Consider the following 16730-nt stretch of genomic DNA (forward strand, 5'->3'; position numbering starts at 1 on the left):
AGAATCGGAATTCCATTTGATCAGCCAACTTTTTTTGGGACGAACGTCCACTTCGATTATTTAATATCGAAAGTGCGAACCTGCCAATAACGGCCCACAGCAAGCCAGGCACCATAAGTTTGGGATATCAACAATCCAAACTGTTAGATGCATGAAGGTCGAAATTAATTAAAACCGTGCGCGAGCAAAATAATTCACAGCACAATGCGACGAGGCGGGAAATTCAGTGATGATTTTTGCGAGATGCAATTTGAAGGTATTGCAGACTGCAATACGCTGATACGGATAGCTTCCATGCATTGTATCTTCCTTTTTACTTTTATTCTTTCTGGCCCATCCGAGGGGCTCATGCGATCGATTCTAGACATTGGATCCCAAATGTCAAATGAAGCACCTGCAATTTATCCAAGAAAAAAAATATTCATGAAAAGGCGCGTAAATCAACAAACCCTATGAATGCCCGGTCAAGTTGCCGGACTACACGCTGCTGCTGACCGTGTCGCTGATTCTGGTGTCGTCGCTGTTTGCTTTTGCAATGTCAACATGAAGAGCAAGGACAACTCCTTCCAGGGCTTCGTAGCCGCGTACGCCGACTCCTGAGCACCCTCATCCAAAACATCCCCATAGAGTGGGTCGCGTCTGCACCGCCCAAGGCCTTCAAGGCCAAGGACGGTGAAAATATCAAAGACCCGGTTTCCAATGGACCGTAAGGCGGCTCCGCTTAGGTGAACAGCATTACCCTGAAAAGCGGGGTTTTTATCGCCCGATATTTCTCTTTTAGCCGCCATTGCTTAAGCACCAACCGATATAACGGTTATAACTCGAAGCCAGAAATATTTTAAAAACAGTCCTTTACAGCAAAATAATGACACTACACTTCAACTCAAGCGGCTTGATCCGCTTCCGGCGAGCCTGATTCGATCCACAGCTGCCAAGGCCCCCTTCAGGTATCGCCGACCACTTCATGTTTCGAGGGTGTTATGGGTATCGCTGCCAGCGAACTGTGCCGTTATGTGATCCGTCCGACATTGATCTACCTCGGACGCCATAGCGCGACTGCCGAATCCCTGCTGCTGGGCATCGCCGCCAGCCAGTCAGCCCTTGGTTCAGCCCTGCATGACCGCCGTGGACACGGCTTGTACCGAATCGCCGAACCCCGCCACCAGGCCCTCTGGGATCACTACCTGGCCCTGGACCCGGAGCGGGCGAGCCTGGTTCGCGGCTTGGCCAGCCAGCATGCTTTTCTCAGCGGACCGCACCTGGAATTGACCGTCAACCTGCGTTACGCCACAGCCATCGCCTGGCTGCTGGTAGAAGAACAGAACACTCCCCTCCCCGCCTCCGATGACTTGCTGGGAATGGCCCGAATCTGGCGCCAGACCTTCCAGCCCCAAGGTCGTTTGCGAGACTTCACTTACGCCTGGCAAACCTGTGTTTCATCGTTGAATCAGGTCGCCTGCTGATCCCCCCCATTTCCGAAGATCGCCCAACAGGTCGCGATTTTGGTCGGATTGTCCTACAAAACCGCTCTAAATCAAGCGATACGGGCTATGGCGCCCGGACGAAAATGTTGGTAATTTTCGCTCCGGTGATCACCAGGAGTTCTAATAATGAAAAAAGTAATGCTCAAAACCACCCTTAGCCTCGCCGTTGCCTTGGCATCCACCCAGATCTTCGCCAGTGGCTTTGCCCTCAACGAACAAAGCATCAGCGGGATGGGGACAGGTTTTGCCGGGCGATCTTCTTCTGCCGACGACGCATCCACTGTTTTTGGTAACCCTGCCGGCATGTCTCGCCTCAAGCGCGAACAAGTGACCGGCGGTGTTGCATTTATCGACGCGCACGCTGACATCAGTGATGCCAGCTCCCGCCCGAATGGTGGTACCAACAAAGGTGACATGGTCCCTTTCATGGGCGTGCCCATGGGCTACTACGTAAAGCCACTCGATGACCAGTGGGCAGTCGGTTTCGGCGTCTATGCTCCATTCGGTCTGGTGACCGACTACGAGAACGGCTTCGCCGGCCGTTACTTCGGCAGTAAAAGCGAAGTCAAAATCGTGACTCTCCAGCCAACCATCAGCTATGCCTTCAACGACAAGGTGTCGATCGGTTTCGGTCCGACCATCAACCGCATTGACGGCACCCTGGAATCGAACCTGTCGCTAAACCCGCGCGCAGCGGACGGTAACGTCAAGATCAAGGGTGACGACACCGCGCTGGGGTACAACATCGGCATCTTGGTACAAGCGACCGACAGCACTCGCGTTGGCCTGACCTATCACTCGAAAGTGAAGTACAAGCTCGAAGGTGACACCAAGGTCAACTACAGCCTCCTCGGGGCTCTGGGTCAGAACCCTAACCAGAAGTACGATGCATCCCTGGACATAACGACTCCTGAATCGGTTGATATCTCGCTCACTCATCAACTGGATGACAAGTGGACCCTCTACGCGGGCAGCACTTGGACTCGCTGGAGCCGCCTGAAAGAAATCTCCGTTGAGAACAGTGGCGTTCCTGCTGCCCTGAACGGCCGTTTTGGTACCATCACCGAAGAACAGAACTGGCATGACACCTGGGCTCACGCCATCGGTGCTTCGTACCAGTTGAACAAACAATGGGTTCTGCGTACCGGTCTGTCCGTCGACCAGGCACCAACCAACAACGAAAACCGCTCCCCGCGCATTCCGACTGGCGATCGCAAGATTTTCAGCCTTGGCGCGGGCTGGAGTCCGACCGACGACCTGACCATCGACGTAGCGTACTCGTACCTGCGCGAAGAGTCGGTCAAGGTCAACAACAGCAACGGCCGCCAGAGCTACAACGCCAAGTATGAAAACTGGGCGAACGGTTTCGGTGTAGGCGCGACCTACCGTTTCTGATCATTCACGGCGAACCTGAACCCCTCGCCGCCTGAATTGAAAAAGCCCCGCACTCTTGTACAGAGGCGGGGCTTTTTAGTGCGCGTCGATCAGGGTTTCGAGGCCAGGGCTTTCTCCACCGCCTCAATGAACTCGGGATTGTCGGGCTTGGTCAGGCTGGAAAAATTGGCGATCACGTTGCCTTGGCGATCGACCACGTATTTGTAGAAATTCCACTTCGGCGAACTGCTTTGCTCGGCAAGGACCTTGAACAAATGCGTGGCATCATCGCCGCGGACTTTCTGCGGTTCGGTCATGGTGAAGGTCACGCCGTAATTCACGTAACAGACCTTGGCAGTCTCTGCGCCATCCTTGGACTCTTGCCTGAAGTCATTGGATGGAACACCGACCACCTCAAGCCCTTGATCCTTGTAGCGCTGATACAGCGCCTCAAGACCTTTGAACTGCGGGGCGAAGCCACAGAAGCTTGCGGTATTGACCACCACCAGCGGTTTGCCGGCGAAGCGCTGGCACAAATCGATGGATTCCTTGGCGCGCAGCTTCGGCAATGAGCCTTGCAACAGCTCCGGGCATTCTGCTGCCTGAACCAGCCCGGAAAAAACCATCAGCAACGCAGGAACTGCAAGCCAGCGCATCGGCATGTCGGTGCATCCTTGAGCAATCGTCAGAACGCGAAACTACTCGCCTTCGCCGCTCGCTAGCAAGCAGCTCGCTAGCAAGCCCCCATGCCCAGCTGCATCAATGCCAGCCCACCCTGATGCCAGCCCCACCAAACCAGGGCCAGCAGCAATACGCCGACGGCGATGGCTGCCATCCGCGGCCAAAGACTGTTCATGCGGCACTCACCTGGGTTTGCAGGCGCGCCACCGGCTGCTCGCGCACTGGCCAGTTCAAGGCTGCGGCCATCAGACTCAAGAGAATCGCCACCTGCCAGATCAAGTCGTAGCTCCCGGTTCGGTCATACACCACCCCGCCCAACCAGCCGCCGAGGAACGAGCCCAGCTGATGGAACAGGAAAACAATCCCACCCAGCATGGACAGATTTCGGACACCAAACAAGGTTGCCACCGTGCCGTTGGTCAAGGGCACCGTCGACAGCCAGAGGAAACCCATGGCCATGCCGAACAAATAGGCCGTGACCTGAGTGACGGGTGCCCAGAGGAACAGTGCAATCACCACCGCCCGCAACAGATACAGACCGGTGAGCAAGCGCGGTTTGGACATCCGTCCGCCAAGCCAGCCTGCGGTATAGGTACCGAAGATATTGAACAGCCCGATCAGCGCCAGCACCGTGGTGCCGACGGAGGCTGGCAGGTGTTGATCCACCAGATACGCCGGCAAGTGCACACCGATGAACACCACTTGAAAACCGCAGACAAAAAAGCCGAACGCCAACAACCAGAACCCTGAATGGGAGCAGGCTTCGTGTAGCGCTTCAGAGAGGGTTTGCTCATGCCCGAGCACCGGCAACGGCTTGTCTTTAAGCATGCTCACCAGCGGCACGATCAGCGCCACCAGCAGGCCCAGCACCAGCAATGCCGAAGACCAGCCCAGCCAGCCGATCAGCCCCAGCGTGCCAGGCAACATGGCGAATTGACCGAAGGAACCGGCAGCACTGGCGATCCCCATGCCCATGCTGCGTTTTTCCGGTGGTACGGCACGGCCGACCACGCCGAGAATCACCGAGAACGAGGTGCCGGACAGACCGATACCGATCAACAACCCGGCGCTCAAGGACAAGGTCACCGCCGAATCGGACAACCCCATGAACACCAGACCCAGGGCGTACAGAACACCACCGATCAACACCACCTTTGCGGCGCCAAAGCGGTCGGCCAATGCGCCGGTGAATGGCTGCGCCAGGCCCCAGATCAGGTTCTGCAGGGCAATGGCGAAGGCAAACACTTCGCGGCCCCAGCCGAATTCGGCACTCATCGGCGCCAGAAACAACCCGAAGCCGTGTCGCACCCCAAGGGACAACGCCAGAATCAGCGCACTGCCCAACAGCACCCAACCGCACGTACGCCACATCGATGTCATTGTTGTTCTCCGGTAGCGGGTATATACCCGCTTAAGATCGAACAAACTGGCCTCAAGCCAGTTCGTCCAGCAGTTTCAGCAAGGTTTCACGCTTCTCGGCACCCAGGCGGTCGATCAACCGCTGCTGCGCCGCTTCCCAGGCCGGCAAGGCAGCTGCCAGACGTTCGCGCCCTGTCTCGGTGAGCAGGACGATGCGATTGCGCATGTCTTCGCCCTCGACCAGCGTCACCAGACCTTCACCTTCCAGCACCCGTAGATTGCGCCCCAGGGTGCTGCGATCCAGGCCCATGGCCTCGGCCAGTGTCGAGATGCTCGGCTGATCCAGACGCTGCAGGTTGCACAGCAGAGAATACTGGGCAACGTTGATCCCGAAGCCGTCGAGCGCGCCGTCGTAATGCCTGCTGACGCCACGAGCGGCGCGACGCAGGTTAGTGCACAAACATTGAGAAGGAAGCATGGTGCGTGTATATACCCGCGGTTAAATGAAAGCAAATATTTCGACACATTTTCTCGACGGGGATTCAGAGCAGCGCCAACCCCACCAGCAGCGCCACTTCCAGCAATTCCAGCAACGCCCCGGCAGTGTCGCCAGTCGTCCCGCCCAATCGCCGCATCATGACTTGCCGCAACCAGACAAACACCACAGCTGCCAGCGCAAGCGCCCACACACCGCTGAGGCCCGCGATCAACACACAGGTCACCGCACTGATCAGCAACACCTGTTTCCCGGCCAAACGCGGCAGATGATCGGCCAGCGCCTGCCCCAATCCACCGGGACGCACGTAAGGTGTGGTCAGGAATAATCCCAACAGCGCGCTGCGAGCAATCAGTGGAACGATGATCAACACTACGCTGTGCTGCTGCTCAATCAACGCCAGCAACGCGGCGAATTTGAGCAGCAGCACCAGCACCAGCGTTACCACCGCGATCGGCCCGCTGCGCGGGTCTTTCATGATCGTGAGAGTGCGCTCACGGTCGCCATAACCGCCGAGCCACGCATCGGCGCTATCAGCCAGGCCATCCAGGTGCAATGCGCCACTGAGCAACACCCACACGGTCAGCAGCAACGCCGCGTGAAGCAACAATGGCGCGCCCTGCAACAGCCCGTTCAACGCCCACAGAATGGCACCGAACAGCACGCCGACCAGCGGATAAAACAGCAGCGACCGGCCCAATTCCTCGGGTGTTGGCATGCCCGGCAGGCGAATCGGCAGGCTGCTGAGAAATTGCAGGGCGATCCAGAACGGCAACATGATCAGATCGCTTCCCTTAACAAGGCGCCAGATTCAACCGTCAACGAGAACAACGCGCCATGGCCAACCTCAACGTTGAGCAACTGCTCACGCGGCAATCCGCGCGCTTGCGCCAGCAACAATCGCATGACGCCGCCATGGCTGATCAGCAGGACCCGCTCACCCGCATAGACCGCGTGCAGCCGCTCGATAGCTGCCAACACCCGCGTCGAAAAGTCGGCAACCGGCTCACCATCAGGCGGCGTGAACGAATAGGGATCGGCCCAGAACAAGCCCAACGCCTCGGCACTGGTTTCCATCAACGCCGCGGCGCTCTGCCCTTCCCAGGCGCCGAAGTGCAGCTCTTGCAAATCCTTTTCCAGCTGCACCGGCAACCCCAGTTGCGCCCCAAGCTCTTCAGCAAAGCGTGCACAACGCTGCAACGGCGAGCTGACCAAGCGATCCCAAGGGCCCTGCTCAACCACCGCAGCGCGCATCTGCTCCCAGCCCTTGCCGGTCAGCGCGTCATCGAGGCTGCCGCGCAGGCCGCCACCGAGTTCGGTTTCGCCATGACGCAACAGGTCCAGGCGCAAGGTCATGCCGGGCGATCCGCCACTGCGGCTTCGGCGAATGTTGCCATCTGCCCGTGCAGGTCGCAGGCCAGGCGCAGCAATGGCACGGCCAATGCCGCACCACTGCCCTCGCCCAACCGCAGACCGAGGTCCAGCAACGGTTCGGCGTTCAGGGTTTCCAGCACATGGCGATGACCAGGTTCGGCACCACGATGACCGAACAGCAACCACTCACGACAGGCCGGATTCAGACGCACCGCCACCAGCGCGGCGACGCTGCAAATAAACCCGTCGACCAACACCGCGACACCTTCCTGAGCACAAGCCAGGTACGCGCCAACCAGCGCAGCGATTTCGAAACCGCCGAGGTTGAACAAGGTTTGCAGCGCATCGCCACGTTGAGCGCCATGCAACGCCAAGGCGCGTTCGATGACCTGGGCTTTATGGCTGACACCTGCAGCGTTCAGGCCGGTGCCCGGCCCGGCCAGGTGCACCACCGGGCAATCGAGCAAAGCACAAGCCAAGGCGCTGGCCGCCGTGGTGTTGCCGATGCCCATTTCGCCGCCGATGAACAACTGCGCGCCTGCTGCAATGGCGCGCTGCACACTGTCGCGACCAGCCTGCAAGGCGAGTTCGCCCTGGGCCTGAGTCATCGCCGGGCCCTGGACGAAATTCGCCGTGCCCGGGCCGATGTTCAGGTGACGCACACCCGGCAGATTCAACGACGGCGTAACGGTGCCGAGGTCGACCACTTCAAGGGACGCCCCCAACTGCCGCGCCAACACGCTGATCGCCGCGCCGCCGCTGACGAAGTTGTGCAGCATCTGCCCGGTGACTTCCTGCGGAAACGCCGACACCCCTTCGGCGACCACGCCATGGTCACCGGCGAAAATCGCGATCCACAGCTGATCGAGGGTCGGCTTGACCTGCCCCTGCAACCCGGCCAGTTGCACCGCCACCGCTTCGAGCTGGCCGAGGGAACCGGCGGGCTTGGTCAATTGCTGCTGACGTGCCTGCGCCTGTTCGACCACTTGCGTATCGATTGGCTTGCACGGGTTCAGCCACCAGGTGTGAGTCATAACGCAGTTCCTTTCAAAGTCAGGGGCAGGCCGGCGACGGTCAGGACGACACGTTCGCAGCGCTCGGCCAAGGCTTGATGCAGCCAACCGGCTTCATCGACATAGCGGCGAGTCAATTCGCCCAGCGGCACGACACCCATTCCGGTCTCGTTGCTGACAAAAATGATTTCACCCGGCAACGACGCCAGGCAGTCCAGCAGGGCTTCGCGCTCGGCCGACAGGCGCTCGGCGTCGTCGAGCATCAGCAGATTGGTCAGCCACAGCGTCAGGCAATCCACCAGCAAGCAACGATCGGCATTGGCGCTTTCGCGCAGTACGCGGGCCAGCTCCAGCGGTTCCTCGATCAACGCCCATTTGGCCGGACGACGGGCACGGTGATGGGCCACCCGCTCGTTCATTTCACCGTCCAGGGGTTGGCTGGTGGCGATGTAAGTGACGTGGAGCTGACTGTCAGTCGCCAGCTTTTCAGCCAGACGACTTTTGCCGGAGCGGGCGCCGCCGAGGATCAGTTGCAGCATGGTTCATTCCTTAAAATCTTCGATGAGGCCAGTGCAGCCACCTCAAAACCCGCAGAGTTCACGCAACAGCGAGGTATCCAGATGCTTCTCCACCAGATCCGCCAACCGCTCGATATCGCGCTCGCGCAACCCGTGGTAATCCACCTCCTGCACCTCCTGCAAACCAGCCCAGCGCAACAGTGCACTGCACGCCGCCGGTGATTCGAACAGGCCATGCAGGTACGTACCGAAAATCTGCCCATCGGCACTTCGCGCACCATCGCAGCGACCATCGTCCAGCTGCACGGCGGCGTTTTCCAGCGCCGGCCCGGTGGTCACGCCGGCATGAATTTCATAGCCGCTGACCTGCGCATCCTCCAGCGCCAGACGCCCACGTACGTTGCGCAACTGCTTCTCTTCTTCGAGCTGCGTTTCGAATGCCAGCAAACCCAAACCGGCACTAGAACCCGGCGCGCCTTCGAGGCCCAGCGGGTCATGCACCTGCTCGCCGAGCATTTGCAGGCCGCCGCAGATTCCCAGCACTTTGCCGCCGTAGCGCAAGTGCCGCGCGATCGCCGAGTCCCAGCCGTTGCTCCGCAGGTACGCGAGGTCGCTGCGTACGCTTTTCGAACCTGGGAGAATTATCAGGTCGGCCGATGGAATCGCCTGGCCAGGGCCGATGAATTGCAGGTCCACTTGCGGATGCAGGCGCAGTGGATCGAAATCGGTGTGATTGCTGATGCGCGGCAGTACCGGCACCACCACGTTGAGCACTTGATCGGCCTTGTCGGTCTGACGCTGATCGAGGCCGTCCTCGGCCTCCAGGTGCAGGTCCATCACATAAGGCAAAACGCCGATCACCGGTTTGCCGGTGCGCGCCTCCAGCCAGTCCAGCCCCGGTTGCAGCAAAGCGATGTCGCCGCGAAAGCGGTTGATGATGAAGCCTTTGACCCGCGCCTGTTCGCTCGGCGACAACAGCTCCAGCGTACCGACCAAATGCGCGAAAACTCCGCCGCGATTGATGTCGGCAATCAGCACCACCGGGCAGTCCACCGCCTCGGCAAACCCCATGTTGGCGATGTCGCCGGCGCGCAGGTTGATCTCGGCCGGCGAGCCCGCCCCTTCAACCATCACCAGCGGATACGCCGCGCTCAGGCGTTCATGGGAGGCCAGCACCGCCTGCATGGCGATGGCTTTGTAGTCGTGATAGGCGACAGCATTCATGGTGGTGACGGCGCGACCATGAATGATCACTTGGGCGCCGGTATCGCTGTTGGGTTTGAGCAGCACCGGGTTCATGTCGGTGTGCGGTTCAAGGTTTGAAGCCTGGGCCTGCACCGCCTGAGCACGACCGATCTCGCCACCGTCGGCGGTCACCGCACTGTTGAGGGCCATGTTCTGCGGCTTGAACGGCACCACGCTCACGCCTTGGCGCGTGACCCAGCGACACAGCGCCGTCACCAGTGTGCTTTTACCGGCGTCGGATGTGGTGCCTTGCACCATCAACGTTGTCATGGGTTTTCCTTGGCATAGATTTGCAGGGCTTGTTCGAGGCGCGACCAGTCCGCTTCATCCGCAGGTAAACCAAAACGCAGGCTGCTGTTGTGGGTGAACAACCGCAGCAGAATGCCACGCCGGGCCATGAATTCATGCAGCGCTTGGGCGCGCTCGGTGATCAGCCACTGGAACAACGCGCAACCGCCCTGAGGCTTGAAACCATACTGCTCAAGCAGCAACGCCAGACGCTCGCCAGCTTCGTCAGTGCGAATGCGCTGTCGGGTGTGCCCGTCCGTATCCGTCAGGCAAGCCTGGCCCAGTACGCGGGTCGGCCCACTGACCGCCCAAGGTCCGACCTGCTCGGCCAACAGTTTGAGCAACTTGCGCTCGGCCAGCACAAACCCTAGCCGCACACCGGCCAGGCCGAAAAACTTGCCGAAGGAACGCAGCACGATCAAGCCGATCTGGTTGGTGAACGGCGCCAGACTCAAATGCGGTGTGTTGTCCATGAACGCCTCGTCCACCACCAGCCAGCCACCGCGCTGGGCCAGCCGCGCATGCCAATCCAGCAGGCGGGCCGGGGTCAGGCTCAGACCCGTGGGATTGTTCGGATTGACCACCACCAGCACATCAAGGTTGTCGAGAAAGAAATCGACTTCCGACTCCAGGACTTCACGCACGACATAACCGTTGCGACGCCAGGCTTCGGCGTGCTCGGCGTAACACGGCGACAGCACACCGACCTTGCCGGCCCGGCGCAAACGCGGCAGCAACTGAATCGCCATTTGCGAACCGGCCACGGGCAACACCTGGGCCGCACCGTAATAGTCGCAGGCGGCTTGCTCCAGACCGTCATCGGTTTCCGGCAGGCGTGCCCAGGCCCGCAGCGGGATATCCGGAACCGGGAATGGCCAGGGCGCAAGACCACTGGACAAGTCGAGCCAATCGGCTTCGGCGATACCGTATTCAAGTGCTGCCTTGCGCAACCGGCCACCGTGTTCAAGCATAGAATTCAGCCCCCACGCAGAGAATCAGCAGCCATAACCATACCCCGCGCTGGACCAATTGCCAGCCACGGTCGATGGAATCGGCATCCGCCGGCACGCCTTCGCCCAACTGCGGACGCTGATGCAGTTCGCCGTGATAAATCGCCGCCCCGCCCAACTCGACACCCAACGCACCGGCACCAGCCGCCATCACCGGCCCGGCATTCGGGCTGTCCCAGGTCGGGCCCTGGGTGCGCCAGCATTTCAGCGCCAGTCGGGTTTTGCCCAACAGTGCGTAGGTCAACGCCACCAGGCGTGCAGGAATGTAGTTCAGGACATCGTCGATCTTTGCGGCAGCCCAGCCGAAACGCTCGAAGCGTTCGTTGCGATAACCCCACATCGCATCCAGGGTGTTGCTCAGACGATAGAGCACCACACCGGGCGCACCCGCCACGGCAAACCAGAACAGCGCGGCGAACACTGCATCGCTGCCGTTCTCCAACACCGATTCGGTGGCGGCGCGGGCGACTTCGGTTTTGTCCAGTTCGCTGGTCTGACGGCTGACCAGATAACCGACGCGTGTGCGCGCCTCAACCAGATCATCGCTGCGCAGGGCCTTGGCCACCGGCTCGACATGCTCGCCGAGGCTGCGCATGCCAAGCGCGCAATAGAGCGCGAGAATCTCGACGATCCAGCCAACATAAGGTGCCCAGGACAGCGCGGTGACCAGCAAGGTCAGCGGCACTACCGCCATCACCCAGGCCGTCACCCCGTGACTGCGCCAACCGCGGCCAGCGGAGTTGAAACGTTGTTCGATGCGATCGGCAAAACGACCGAACGCCACCAGCGGATGCCAGCGTTTGGGTTCACCCAGCAGCGCATCCAGCGCGACCGCGGCGACACTCAACAACGCCACACTCATTGACTCACTCCCCAATAATTTTCATACAGCAACTCGTTGAGCGGACGCGCTTGCGCCCAGCCTTCGAGTACCAGCATCGGCGCTGGATAGAATTCCTTGACCGGCCCCAGGCAAAGAACGGCCAAAGGCTTGGCCCCGACTGGTAAACCCAACAGGTTCGCCAAGGCTTGCGGTTCGAACAGCGACACCCAGCCCATGCCCAGGCCTTCGGCGCGGGACGCCAGCCAAAGGTTCTGGATGGCACAGGACAGCGAGGCCATGTCCATTTCCGGCAACGTACGACGGCCGAAGATATGCCGTTCGCGATCGTCCATCAGCGCAGCGACCAGCACTTCGGCGCAGTCTTGGATGCCTTCGACCTTGAGCTTCATGAATTCGTCGGAGCGCTCGCCGAGGGCTTCGGCGGTGCGGATGCGTTCTTCTTCCACCAGTTGCTGGATCTTGCCGCGCAGCGCCCGGTCGCTGATGCGGATGAACCGCCAGGGCTGCATCAGGCCGACGCTCGGCGCCTGGTGCGCGGCTTCGAGCAGGCGCCTCAGTAACTCGGGCTCGACCGTGCCGCCACTGAAGTGGCGCATGTCACGGCGTTCGCCGATGGCTCGGTAGACCGCATCGCGCTCAGCTTCGGAAAAGGCGTTGTCCGTCATGGCCTGCTCGCGATGGCGGGTTCACGATCGGGCGCCAACAACGCAGCAATCGCCGCCGGATTGGACGGAAAATAAAAGTGCACATAAGAGGCCGTCATCCGCCCCTCACGATAAACCGCCTCTGCCCCTCGCCCGCCATTGGGGCTCAGGCCACGCGCAATCGGCTCAAGCTCGGTGCTGGTCAGCGAGTGGTGATAAGTGTGTCCACGCAGCAAACCTTCAGGCAGTTCCACCGCCTGCAAGGCCAACGCCGCCAAACGCTTCTGCATCACCGCATCACCGGTCAGCAAGCCAACCAGTTCAGCGCGAGTGCCCTCGACATCGGTCAACGAATCCAGCAGGTACAACATGCCGCCGCACTCGGCCAGCAACGGTTTGCCCGCTGCGTGGTGAGCGCGGATGGCGGTCAGCATTGGCGTGTTTTGTGACAACGCCACATGGTGCAATTCAGGGTAACCGCCCGGCAGATAAAGGCTGTCTGCCTCCGGCAACTCGCGGTCGCGAATCGGCGAGAAGAAAGACAAATCGGCGCCCATCGCCCGCAGCAGATCCAGGCTCGCGCCGTAGGTAAACGCAAAGGCTTCGTCCCGGGCCACGGCAATCCGCACACCGGCCAGCAACGGTTCGGCGGCAATCATTTCAGGCGCGGCGAACTCCACGGCCGGCGGCAACGCCACATCGCAGCTGCTGGCCAGTGAGGCGGCCGCCGCATCGAGGCGCAGATCGAGGTCATTCAGTTCACTGGCCTGAACCAGGCCGAGATGCCGACTCGGCAATTCGATGCCGGTTTCCCGGGACAACGCGCCGTACCAGCGCAAGCCTTCCGTCAGGCTGCCTTCGAGCAATTGTGCATGACGCAGGGTGCCGACCCGATTGGCCAACACGCCGGCAAACGGCAAATCGGGCTGATAGCGCGCCAAGCCCAACGCCAGCGCGCCAAAGGTCTGCGCCATCGCGGTGCCGTCGATCACGCCGAGCACCGGCACACCGAAGTGCCGCGCCAGGTCAGCGCTGGACGGCGTACCGTCAAACAGCCCCATGACGCCTTCGATGAGAATCAGGTCGGCTTCGCCAGCGGCTTCCCACAACAGCCGACGACTTTCCTGCTCGCCGACCATCCACATGTCCAGTTGATAAACCGGCGCACCACTGGCGCGCTCGAGAATCATCGGATCGAGAAAGTCCGGGCCGCATTTGAACACGCGCACCTTGCGCCCCTGATTGCGATGCAAACGGGCGAGCGCGGCGGTGACGGTGGTCTTGCCCTGACCGGAAGCCGGCGCGGCAATCAGTACCGCCGGGCAATGATGTGGTTGAATCACAACTCGACGCCTTTTTGCGCTTTGATCCCGGCCTGGAAGGCGTGCTTGATCATGCCCATTTCGGTGACGGTGTCAGCCAGTTCGATCATCTCCGGTTTGGCGCCACGGCCAGTGACCACCACATGCTGCATCGGCGGACGGGCCTGCAAGTCGCTGAGCACCTGATCGAGATCGAGGTAACCGTGCTTGAGGGCGATGTTCAACTCATCAAGTACCACCAGGCCGATCGACGGATCGCTCAGCAGTTCGCGGGACACCGCCCACGCAGCTTCGGCAGCGGCGATGTCACGCTGGCGGTCCTGGGTTTCCCAAGTGAAGCCCTCGCCCATCACATGAAAACGCACCTGCTCCGGGAAACGCCGGAAGAACAGCTCCTCGCCGGTGCTGCTGCGCCCCTTGATGAACTGCACCACGCCGCATTGCATGCCGTGGCCCATGGAGCGCGCAAGCATGCCGAACGCCGAACTGCTTTTGCCTTTACCGTTGCCGCTCAGCACCAGCAGCAGGCCGCATTCATTCGGCGAATTGGCGATGCGTTCGTCGATCACGGCTTTTTTGCGCAGCATGCGCGCCAGATGGCGTTCGTCACGATCAGGGGTATCAGTCATGGGGGAGCTCTCCGTTGAGGCTGGATAACGGCGGGCAGGCACAAGAATAGACGGCAAGAAGCCTGGCATCGCCCACCGTGATGCCGCTGAATGGATCAGGCCGGTCTCCGGGCTCATGAGCGGCCTCAAGGCCAACTGCGCGCCTTCCCATGTCGAAACTCGACACAGTGGCTCTAGGCGCAGTCTTCACTCATTTACCGTTGCGGGGGCAGCGCCGGGATCGTGATCATTCTTCGCAGGAAGAAATCCACTCACCGGCTTCCCTGTTTCACTCTGTCGACCAAGGCCACAGAGCACCTGAAACAAGCCGCGAAGGTTAGAGGGTTGGGGGTGGAGCGTCAATTAAAGACGGGACGCCTTCCGGCGAATAACTGCCGCCGATCAATTATCTGACGCCAATCTTGTGCCACACTGCCAGCAGTGATATCAAAGAGCCACAACCTCATAACACAATAACAAGGGTGAGCCACATGCAAGGCATGATCATCAGCAATCCGAAGCTGGAATTCCTGCGCCCGGTGCTGGAACGCTGGTTTGACTGTATCGACCGCTACAACGCCGTGCGCGGCGATAACGATACGCCTTACTGGTACGACGAAAACGCCAACCTCGGCCTGCTCTCTGCCGCGGCCTGGATGGCGGAAATGGTCACGCTGCAGCAAACACCGTCGCGCAAACAGACCGAAGAAGGCGAACGCAACGCCCGCGCCGATCTGTTTATCGCCACCAGCGAAGAACGCGCGTACCTGCAGGCCACCCAGCGCTGGCCACGGGTCAATAGCTTGAACCTGACGCAGGCACTGGCGGACATCACCAGCGACGCGAAGCGCATCAGCTACGCCAGCGACCTGAAACTCGGCTGCCTGTTTGTCGCCCCACAAAAAGCCCAGCACAGCGCCACCCCGGAAGAACTCCAGGACATGCTCGACGACCTGCAAAAGGAACACACCTGCGCCGTGGCCTGGTATTTCCCTTACGCCTATCGCAAGTTGCGCAATGAAGCCGGCAACTACCATCCGGGGATCGCCGTACTGTTCAAGGAAGCCCGCGGCTGACCGGTTGAACCATCGGGTGTTTACGCTTCTCTATGATTACGTCAATGCATTCATAGGGAAGATCAGTAATGCACAAACCTCAGCTCGTTTTCATCATCGCGCTCGCCGGAGGGCTCGCCGCCTGTGGTGAAACCTCCAGCCTGCAAGTTTCGGACGGCACCGGACCGTCGCCCAAGCTGCCGGAACCGAACAAAACCCTGATCCCGACGGTGAACATCGCCCCGGCGATCGGCTGGCCTCAAGGTAAAAAACCCGTCGCCGCCGCAGGCACTCAAGTAGTAGCGTTTGCCGAAAACCTCGAACACCCGCGCTGGCTCTACGTGCTGCCCAACGGCGACGTACTGGTGGCCGAAACCAACGCACCGTCCAAATCCGATGACAGCAACGGCGTTCGCGGCTGGATCATGGGCAAAGTCATGGGTCGCGCCGGGGCCGGCGTCCCCAGCCCGAACCGCATCACTCTGCTGCGGGACAAGGACCACGATGGCGTCGCCGAAACCCGCACGGTGTTCCTGGAAAACCTCAACTCGCCTTTCGGCATGACCCTGGTTGGCAAAGACCTGTATGTCGCCGACACCGACCGCTTGCTGCGTTTTCACTATGAAAACGGCGAGACAGCGATCAAGTCACAGCCAATCAAAGTGGTCGATTTGCCGGGCGGCACGCAAAATCACCACTGGACCAAAAATGTCATCGCCAGCAAGGACGGCAGCAAGCTGTACGTCACCGTGGGCTCGAACAGCAACGTCGGCGAAAACGGCATGGATCAGGAGGAAGGCCGCGCGGCGATCTGGGAAGTCGATCGCGCCACCGGCAACCATCGAATCTTCGCCTCGGGGATTCGTAACCCGAACGGGCTGGCCTGGGAGCCGCAAAGCGGTGCTCTGTGGACCGCAGTCAACGAGCGTGACGAAATCGGCAGCGACCTGGTGCCGGACTACATCACTTCAGTGAAGGACGGCGGGTTCTATGGCTGGCCTTACAGCTATTACGGGCAACATGTCGATGTTCGCGTCGAGCCACAAAACCCTGATCTGGTCGCCAAGGCCATTGCACCGGACTACGCAGTGGGCCCCCATACCGCATCGCTGGGCCTGACGTTCGCCGAAGGCAGCAAGTTGCCCGCTCCGTTCACCCAAGGCGCCTTCATCGGCCAGCATGGCTCGTGGAACCGCAAACCGCACAGCGGCTACAAAGTGATTTTCGTGCCATTCAGCGCCGGCAAACCGAGCGGGCAGCCGCTGGATGTGCTTACCGGCTTCCTCAACGACGAGGGAAAAGCCATGGGTCGGCCGGTGGGTGTGGTGATCGATCAGCAGGGCGGCTTGTTGGTGGCGGATGATGTGGGGAACAAGGTGTGGCGCGTTTCCGCGGCTAAATAAACGTCAAAAGAT

Annotated in this window: 18 protein-coding genes, 1 pseudogene and 1 riboswitch; of the genes and pseudogenes, 5 read left to right on the top strand and 14 right to left on the bottom strand. The window is 60.4% G+C overall.

What is annotated here, in order from left to right:
- Nucleotides 1-463: 463 nt before the first annotated feature.
- The 3 genes and pseudogenes from ACEN9A_RS21165 to ACEN9A_RS21175 form a co-directional block, all read left to right on the top strand.
- A pseudogene (locus ACEN9A_RS21165) lies at nt 464-588 on the top strand (phosphatidylcholine/phosphatidylserine synthase); the annotation flags it as partial.
- A gap of 392 nt (nt 589-980) precedes the next feature.
- A complete protein-coding gene (locus ACEN9A_RS21170; protein WP_007936111.1) occupies nt 981-1463 on the top strand; it encodes a hypothetical protein in 483 nt (160 codons plus the stop codon).
- 147 nt (nt 1464-1610) lie between these two features.
- Nucleotides 1611-2879 carry an OmpP1/FadL family transporter gene (locus tag ACEN9A_RS21175; protein ID WP_019648172.1) on the top strand — a complete coding sequence of 423 codons (1269 nt, stop codon included), beginning with the start codon at nt 1611-1613 and terminating at the stop codon, nt 2877-2879.
- A gap of 89 nt (nt 2880-2968) precedes the next feature.
- Here ACEN9A_RS21175 and ACEN9A_RS21180 read toward each other — a convergent pair whose 3' ends face one another.
- The 14 genes from ACEN9A_RS21180 to cobO all read right to left on the bottom strand — a co-directional run bounded on the left by ACEN9A_RS21180 (nt 2969) and on the right by cobO (nt 14281).
- Nucleotides 2969-3520 (bottom strand): glutathione peroxidase, encoded by a 552-nt coding sequence (locus ACEN9A_RS21180; protein WP_258670409.1) that lies wholly within the window; start codon nt 3518-3520, stop codon nt 2969-2971.
- A gap of 71 nt (nt 3521-3591) precedes the next feature.
- Nucleotides 3592-3714, bottom strand: coding sequence for a hypothetical protein (locus ACEN9A_RS21185; protein WP_007936107.1), 123 nt, complete (start codon nt 3712-3714; stop codon nt 3592-3594).
- Nucleotides 3711-4919: an MFS transporter gene (locus ACEN9A_RS21190; protein ID WP_258670411.1), complete on the bottom strand. Its 1209-nt coding sequence runs from the start codon at nt 4917-4919 to the stop codon at nt 3711-3713. Before ACEN9A_RS21190 ends, ACEN9A_RS21185 begins: the two co-directional genes overlap by 4 nt.
- Nucleotides 4920-4971: 52 nt before the next feature.
- Nucleotides 4972-5376, bottom strand: a complete 405-nt coding sequence (locus ACEN9A_RS21195; RefSeq protein WP_007898923.1) for a MarR family winged helix-turn-helix transcriptional regulator — start codon at nt 5374-5376, stop codon at nt 4972-4974.
- Between the two features lie 64 nt (nt 5377-5440).
- Entirely contained in the window at nt 5441-6172 is a 732-nt protein-coding gene (locus ACEN9A_RS21200) for an adenosylcobinamide-GDP ribazoletransferase (RefSeq protein WP_258670414.1), read from the bottom strand.
- A gap of 2 nt (nt 6173-6174) precedes the next feature.
- Nucleotides 6175-6750: an alpha-ribazole phosphatase family protein gene (gene cobC, locus ACEN9A_RS21205; protein WP_019648168.1), complete on the bottom strand. Its 576-nt coding sequence runs from the start codon at nt 6748-6750 to the stop codon at nt 6175-6177.
- Entirely contained in the window at nt 6747-7802 is a 1056-nt protein-coding gene (cobT, locus tag ACEN9A_RS21210) for a nicotinate-nucleotide--dimethylbenzimidazole phosphoribosyltransferase (RefSeq protein ID WP_019648167.1), read from the bottom strand. The genes cobC and cobT overlap by 4 nt, the downstream gene beginning before the upstream one ends.
- Nucleotides 7799-8320, bottom strand: coding sequence for a bifunctional adenosylcobinamide kinase/adenosylcobinamide-phosphate guanylyltransferase (cobU, locus tag ACEN9A_RS21215; protein WP_258670419.1), 522 nt, complete (start codon nt 8318-8320; stop codon nt 7799-7801). The genes cobT and cobU overlap by 4 nt, the downstream gene beginning before the upstream one ends.
- A 42-nt stretch (nt 8321-8362) precedes the next feature.
- Nucleotides 8363-9814, bottom strand: a complete 1452-nt coding sequence (locus tag ACEN9A_RS21220) for a cobyric acid synthase (RefSeq protein WP_258670422.1) — start codon at nt 9812-9814, stop codon at nt 8363-8365.
- Nucleotides 9811-10803, bottom strand: a complete 993-nt coding sequence (gene cobD / locus ACEN9A_RS21225) for a threonine-phosphate decarboxylase CobD (protein WP_258670425.1) — start codon at nt 10801-10803, stop codon at nt 9811-9813. The genes ACEN9A_RS21220 and cobD overlap by 4 nt, the downstream gene beginning before the upstream one ends.
- Nucleotides 10796-11704 carry an adenosylcobinamide-phosphate synthase CbiB gene (cbiB, locus tag ACEN9A_RS21230; protein WP_018925130.1) on the bottom strand — a complete coding sequence of 303 codons (909 nt, stop codon included), beginning with the start codon at nt 11702-11704 and terminating at the stop codon, nt 10796-10798. The genes cobD and cbiB overlap by 8 nt, the downstream gene beginning before the upstream one ends.
- Nucleotides 11701-12351, bottom strand: a complete 651-nt coding sequence (gene bluB, locus ACEN9A_RS21235; protein ID WP_258670427.1) for a 5,6-dimethylbenzimidazole synthase — start codon at nt 12349-12351, stop codon at nt 11701-11703. The genes cbiB and bluB overlap by 4 nt, the downstream gene beginning before the upstream one ends.
- Nucleotides 12348-13673, bottom strand: a complete 1326-nt coding sequence (locus ACEN9A_RS21240) for a cobyrinic acid a,c-diamide synthase CobB (protein ID WP_258670431.1) — start codon at nt 13671-13673, stop codon at nt 12348-12350. Before ACEN9A_RS21240 ends, bluB begins: the two co-directional genes overlap by 4 nt.
- Nucleotides 13670-14281: a cob(I)yrinic acid a,c-diamide adenosyltransferase gene (cobO, locus tag ACEN9A_RS21245; protein ID WP_007936078.1), complete on the bottom strand. Its 612-nt coding sequence runs from the start codon at nt 14279-14281 to the stop codon at nt 13670-13672. Before cobO ends, ACEN9A_RS21240 begins: the two co-directional genes overlap by 4 nt.
- Before the next feature lie 81 nt (nt 14282-14362).
- Nucleotides 14363-14597: riboswitch (cobalamin riboswitch) on the bottom strand.
- 154 nt (nt 14598-14751) lie between these two features.
- On the opposite strand from cobO, the gene ACEN9A_RS21250 reads away from it, so the two are divergent.
- Both ACEN9A_RS21250 and ACEN9A_RS21255 read left to right on the top strand, forming a co-directional pair.
- Nucleotides 14752-15336 (top strand): hypothetical protein, encoded by a 585-nt coding sequence (locus tag ACEN9A_RS21250; RefSeq protein WP_019579637.1) that lies wholly within the window; start codon nt 14752-14754, stop codon nt 15334-15336.
- Nucleotides 15337-15404: 68 nt separating this feature from the next.
- Nucleotides 15405-16718: a PQQ-dependent sugar dehydrogenase gene (locus ACEN9A_RS21255; protein ID WP_258670436.1), complete on the top strand. Its 1314-nt coding sequence runs from the start codon at nt 15405-15407 to the stop codon at nt 16716-16718.
- Nucleotides 16719-16730 lie beyond the last annotated feature (12 nt).

The organism is Pseudomonas sp. Pseusp18, from assembly GCF_059506005.1.

Excerpts from the sequence above, each read along its gene's own strand:
- ACEN9A_RS21170 (WP_007936111.1), top strand. The coding sequence starts at position 981 with ATGGGTATCGCTGCCAGCGAACTGTGCCGTTATGTGATCCGTCCGACA.
- ACEN9A_RS21175 (WP_019648172.1), top strand. The coding sequence starts at position 1,611 with ATGAAAAAAGTAATGCTCAAAACCACCCTTAGCCTCGCCGTTGCCTTG.
- ACEN9A_RS21180 (WP_258670409.1), bottom strand. The coding sequence starts at position 3,520 with ATGCCGATGCGCTGGCTTGCAGTTCCTGCGTTGCTGATGGTTTTTTCC.
- ACEN9A_RS21185 (WP_007936107.1), bottom strand. The coding sequence starts at position 3,714 with ATGAACAGTCTTTGGCCGCGGATGGCAGCCATCGCCGTCGGCGTATTG.
- ACEN9A_RS21190 (WP_258670411.1), bottom strand. The coding sequence starts at position 4,919 with ATGACATCGATGTGGCGTACGTGCGGTTGGGTGCTGTTGGGCAGTGCG.
- ACEN9A_RS21195 (WP_007898923.1), bottom strand. The coding sequence starts at position 5,376 with ATGCTTCCTTCTCAATGTTTGTGCACTAACCTGCGTCGCGCCGCTCGT.
- ACEN9A_RS21200 (WP_258670414.1), bottom strand. The coding sequence starts at position 6,172 with ATGTTGCCGTTCTGGATCGCCCTGCAATTTCTCAGCAGCCTGCCGATT.
- cobC (WP_019648168.1), bottom strand. The coding sequence starts at position 6,750 with ATGACCTTGCGCCTGGACCTGTTGCGTCATGGCGAAACCGAACTCGGT.
- cobT (WP_019648167.1), bottom strand. The coding sequence starts at position 7,802 with ATGACTCACACCTGGTGGCTGAACCCGTGCAAGCCAATCGATACGCAA.
- cobU (WP_258670419.1), bottom strand. The coding sequence starts at position 8,320 with ATGCTGCAACTGATCCTCGGCGGCGCCCGCTCCGGCAAAAGTCGTCTG.
- ACEN9A_RS21220 (WP_258670422.1), bottom strand. The coding sequence starts at position 9,814 with ATGACAACGTTGATGGTGCAAGGCACCACATCCGACGCCGGTAAAAGC.
- cobD (WP_258670425.1), bottom strand. The coding sequence starts at position 10,803 with ATGCTTGAACACGGTGGCCGGTTGCGCAAGGCAGCACTTGAATACGGT.
- cbiB (WP_018925130.1), bottom strand. The coding sequence starts at position 11,704 with ATGAGTGTGGCGTTGTTGAGTGTCGCCGCGGTCGCGCTGGATGCGCTG.
- bluB (WP_258670427.1), bottom strand. The coding sequence starts at position 12,351 with ATGACGGACAACGCCTTTTCCGAAGCTGAGCGCGATGCGGTCTACCGA.
- cobO (WP_007936078.1), bottom strand. The coding sequence starts at position 14,281 with ATGACTGATACCCCTGATCGTGACGAACGCCATCTGGCGCGCATGCTG.
- ACEN9A_RS21250 (WP_019579637.1), top strand. The coding sequence starts at position 14,752 with ATGCAAGGCATGATCATCAGCAATCCGAAGCTGGAATTCCTGCGCCCG.
- ACEN9A_RS21255 (WP_258670436.1), top strand. The coding sequence starts at position 15,405 with ATGCACAAACCTCAGCTCGTTTTCATCATCGCGCTCGCCGGAGGGCTC.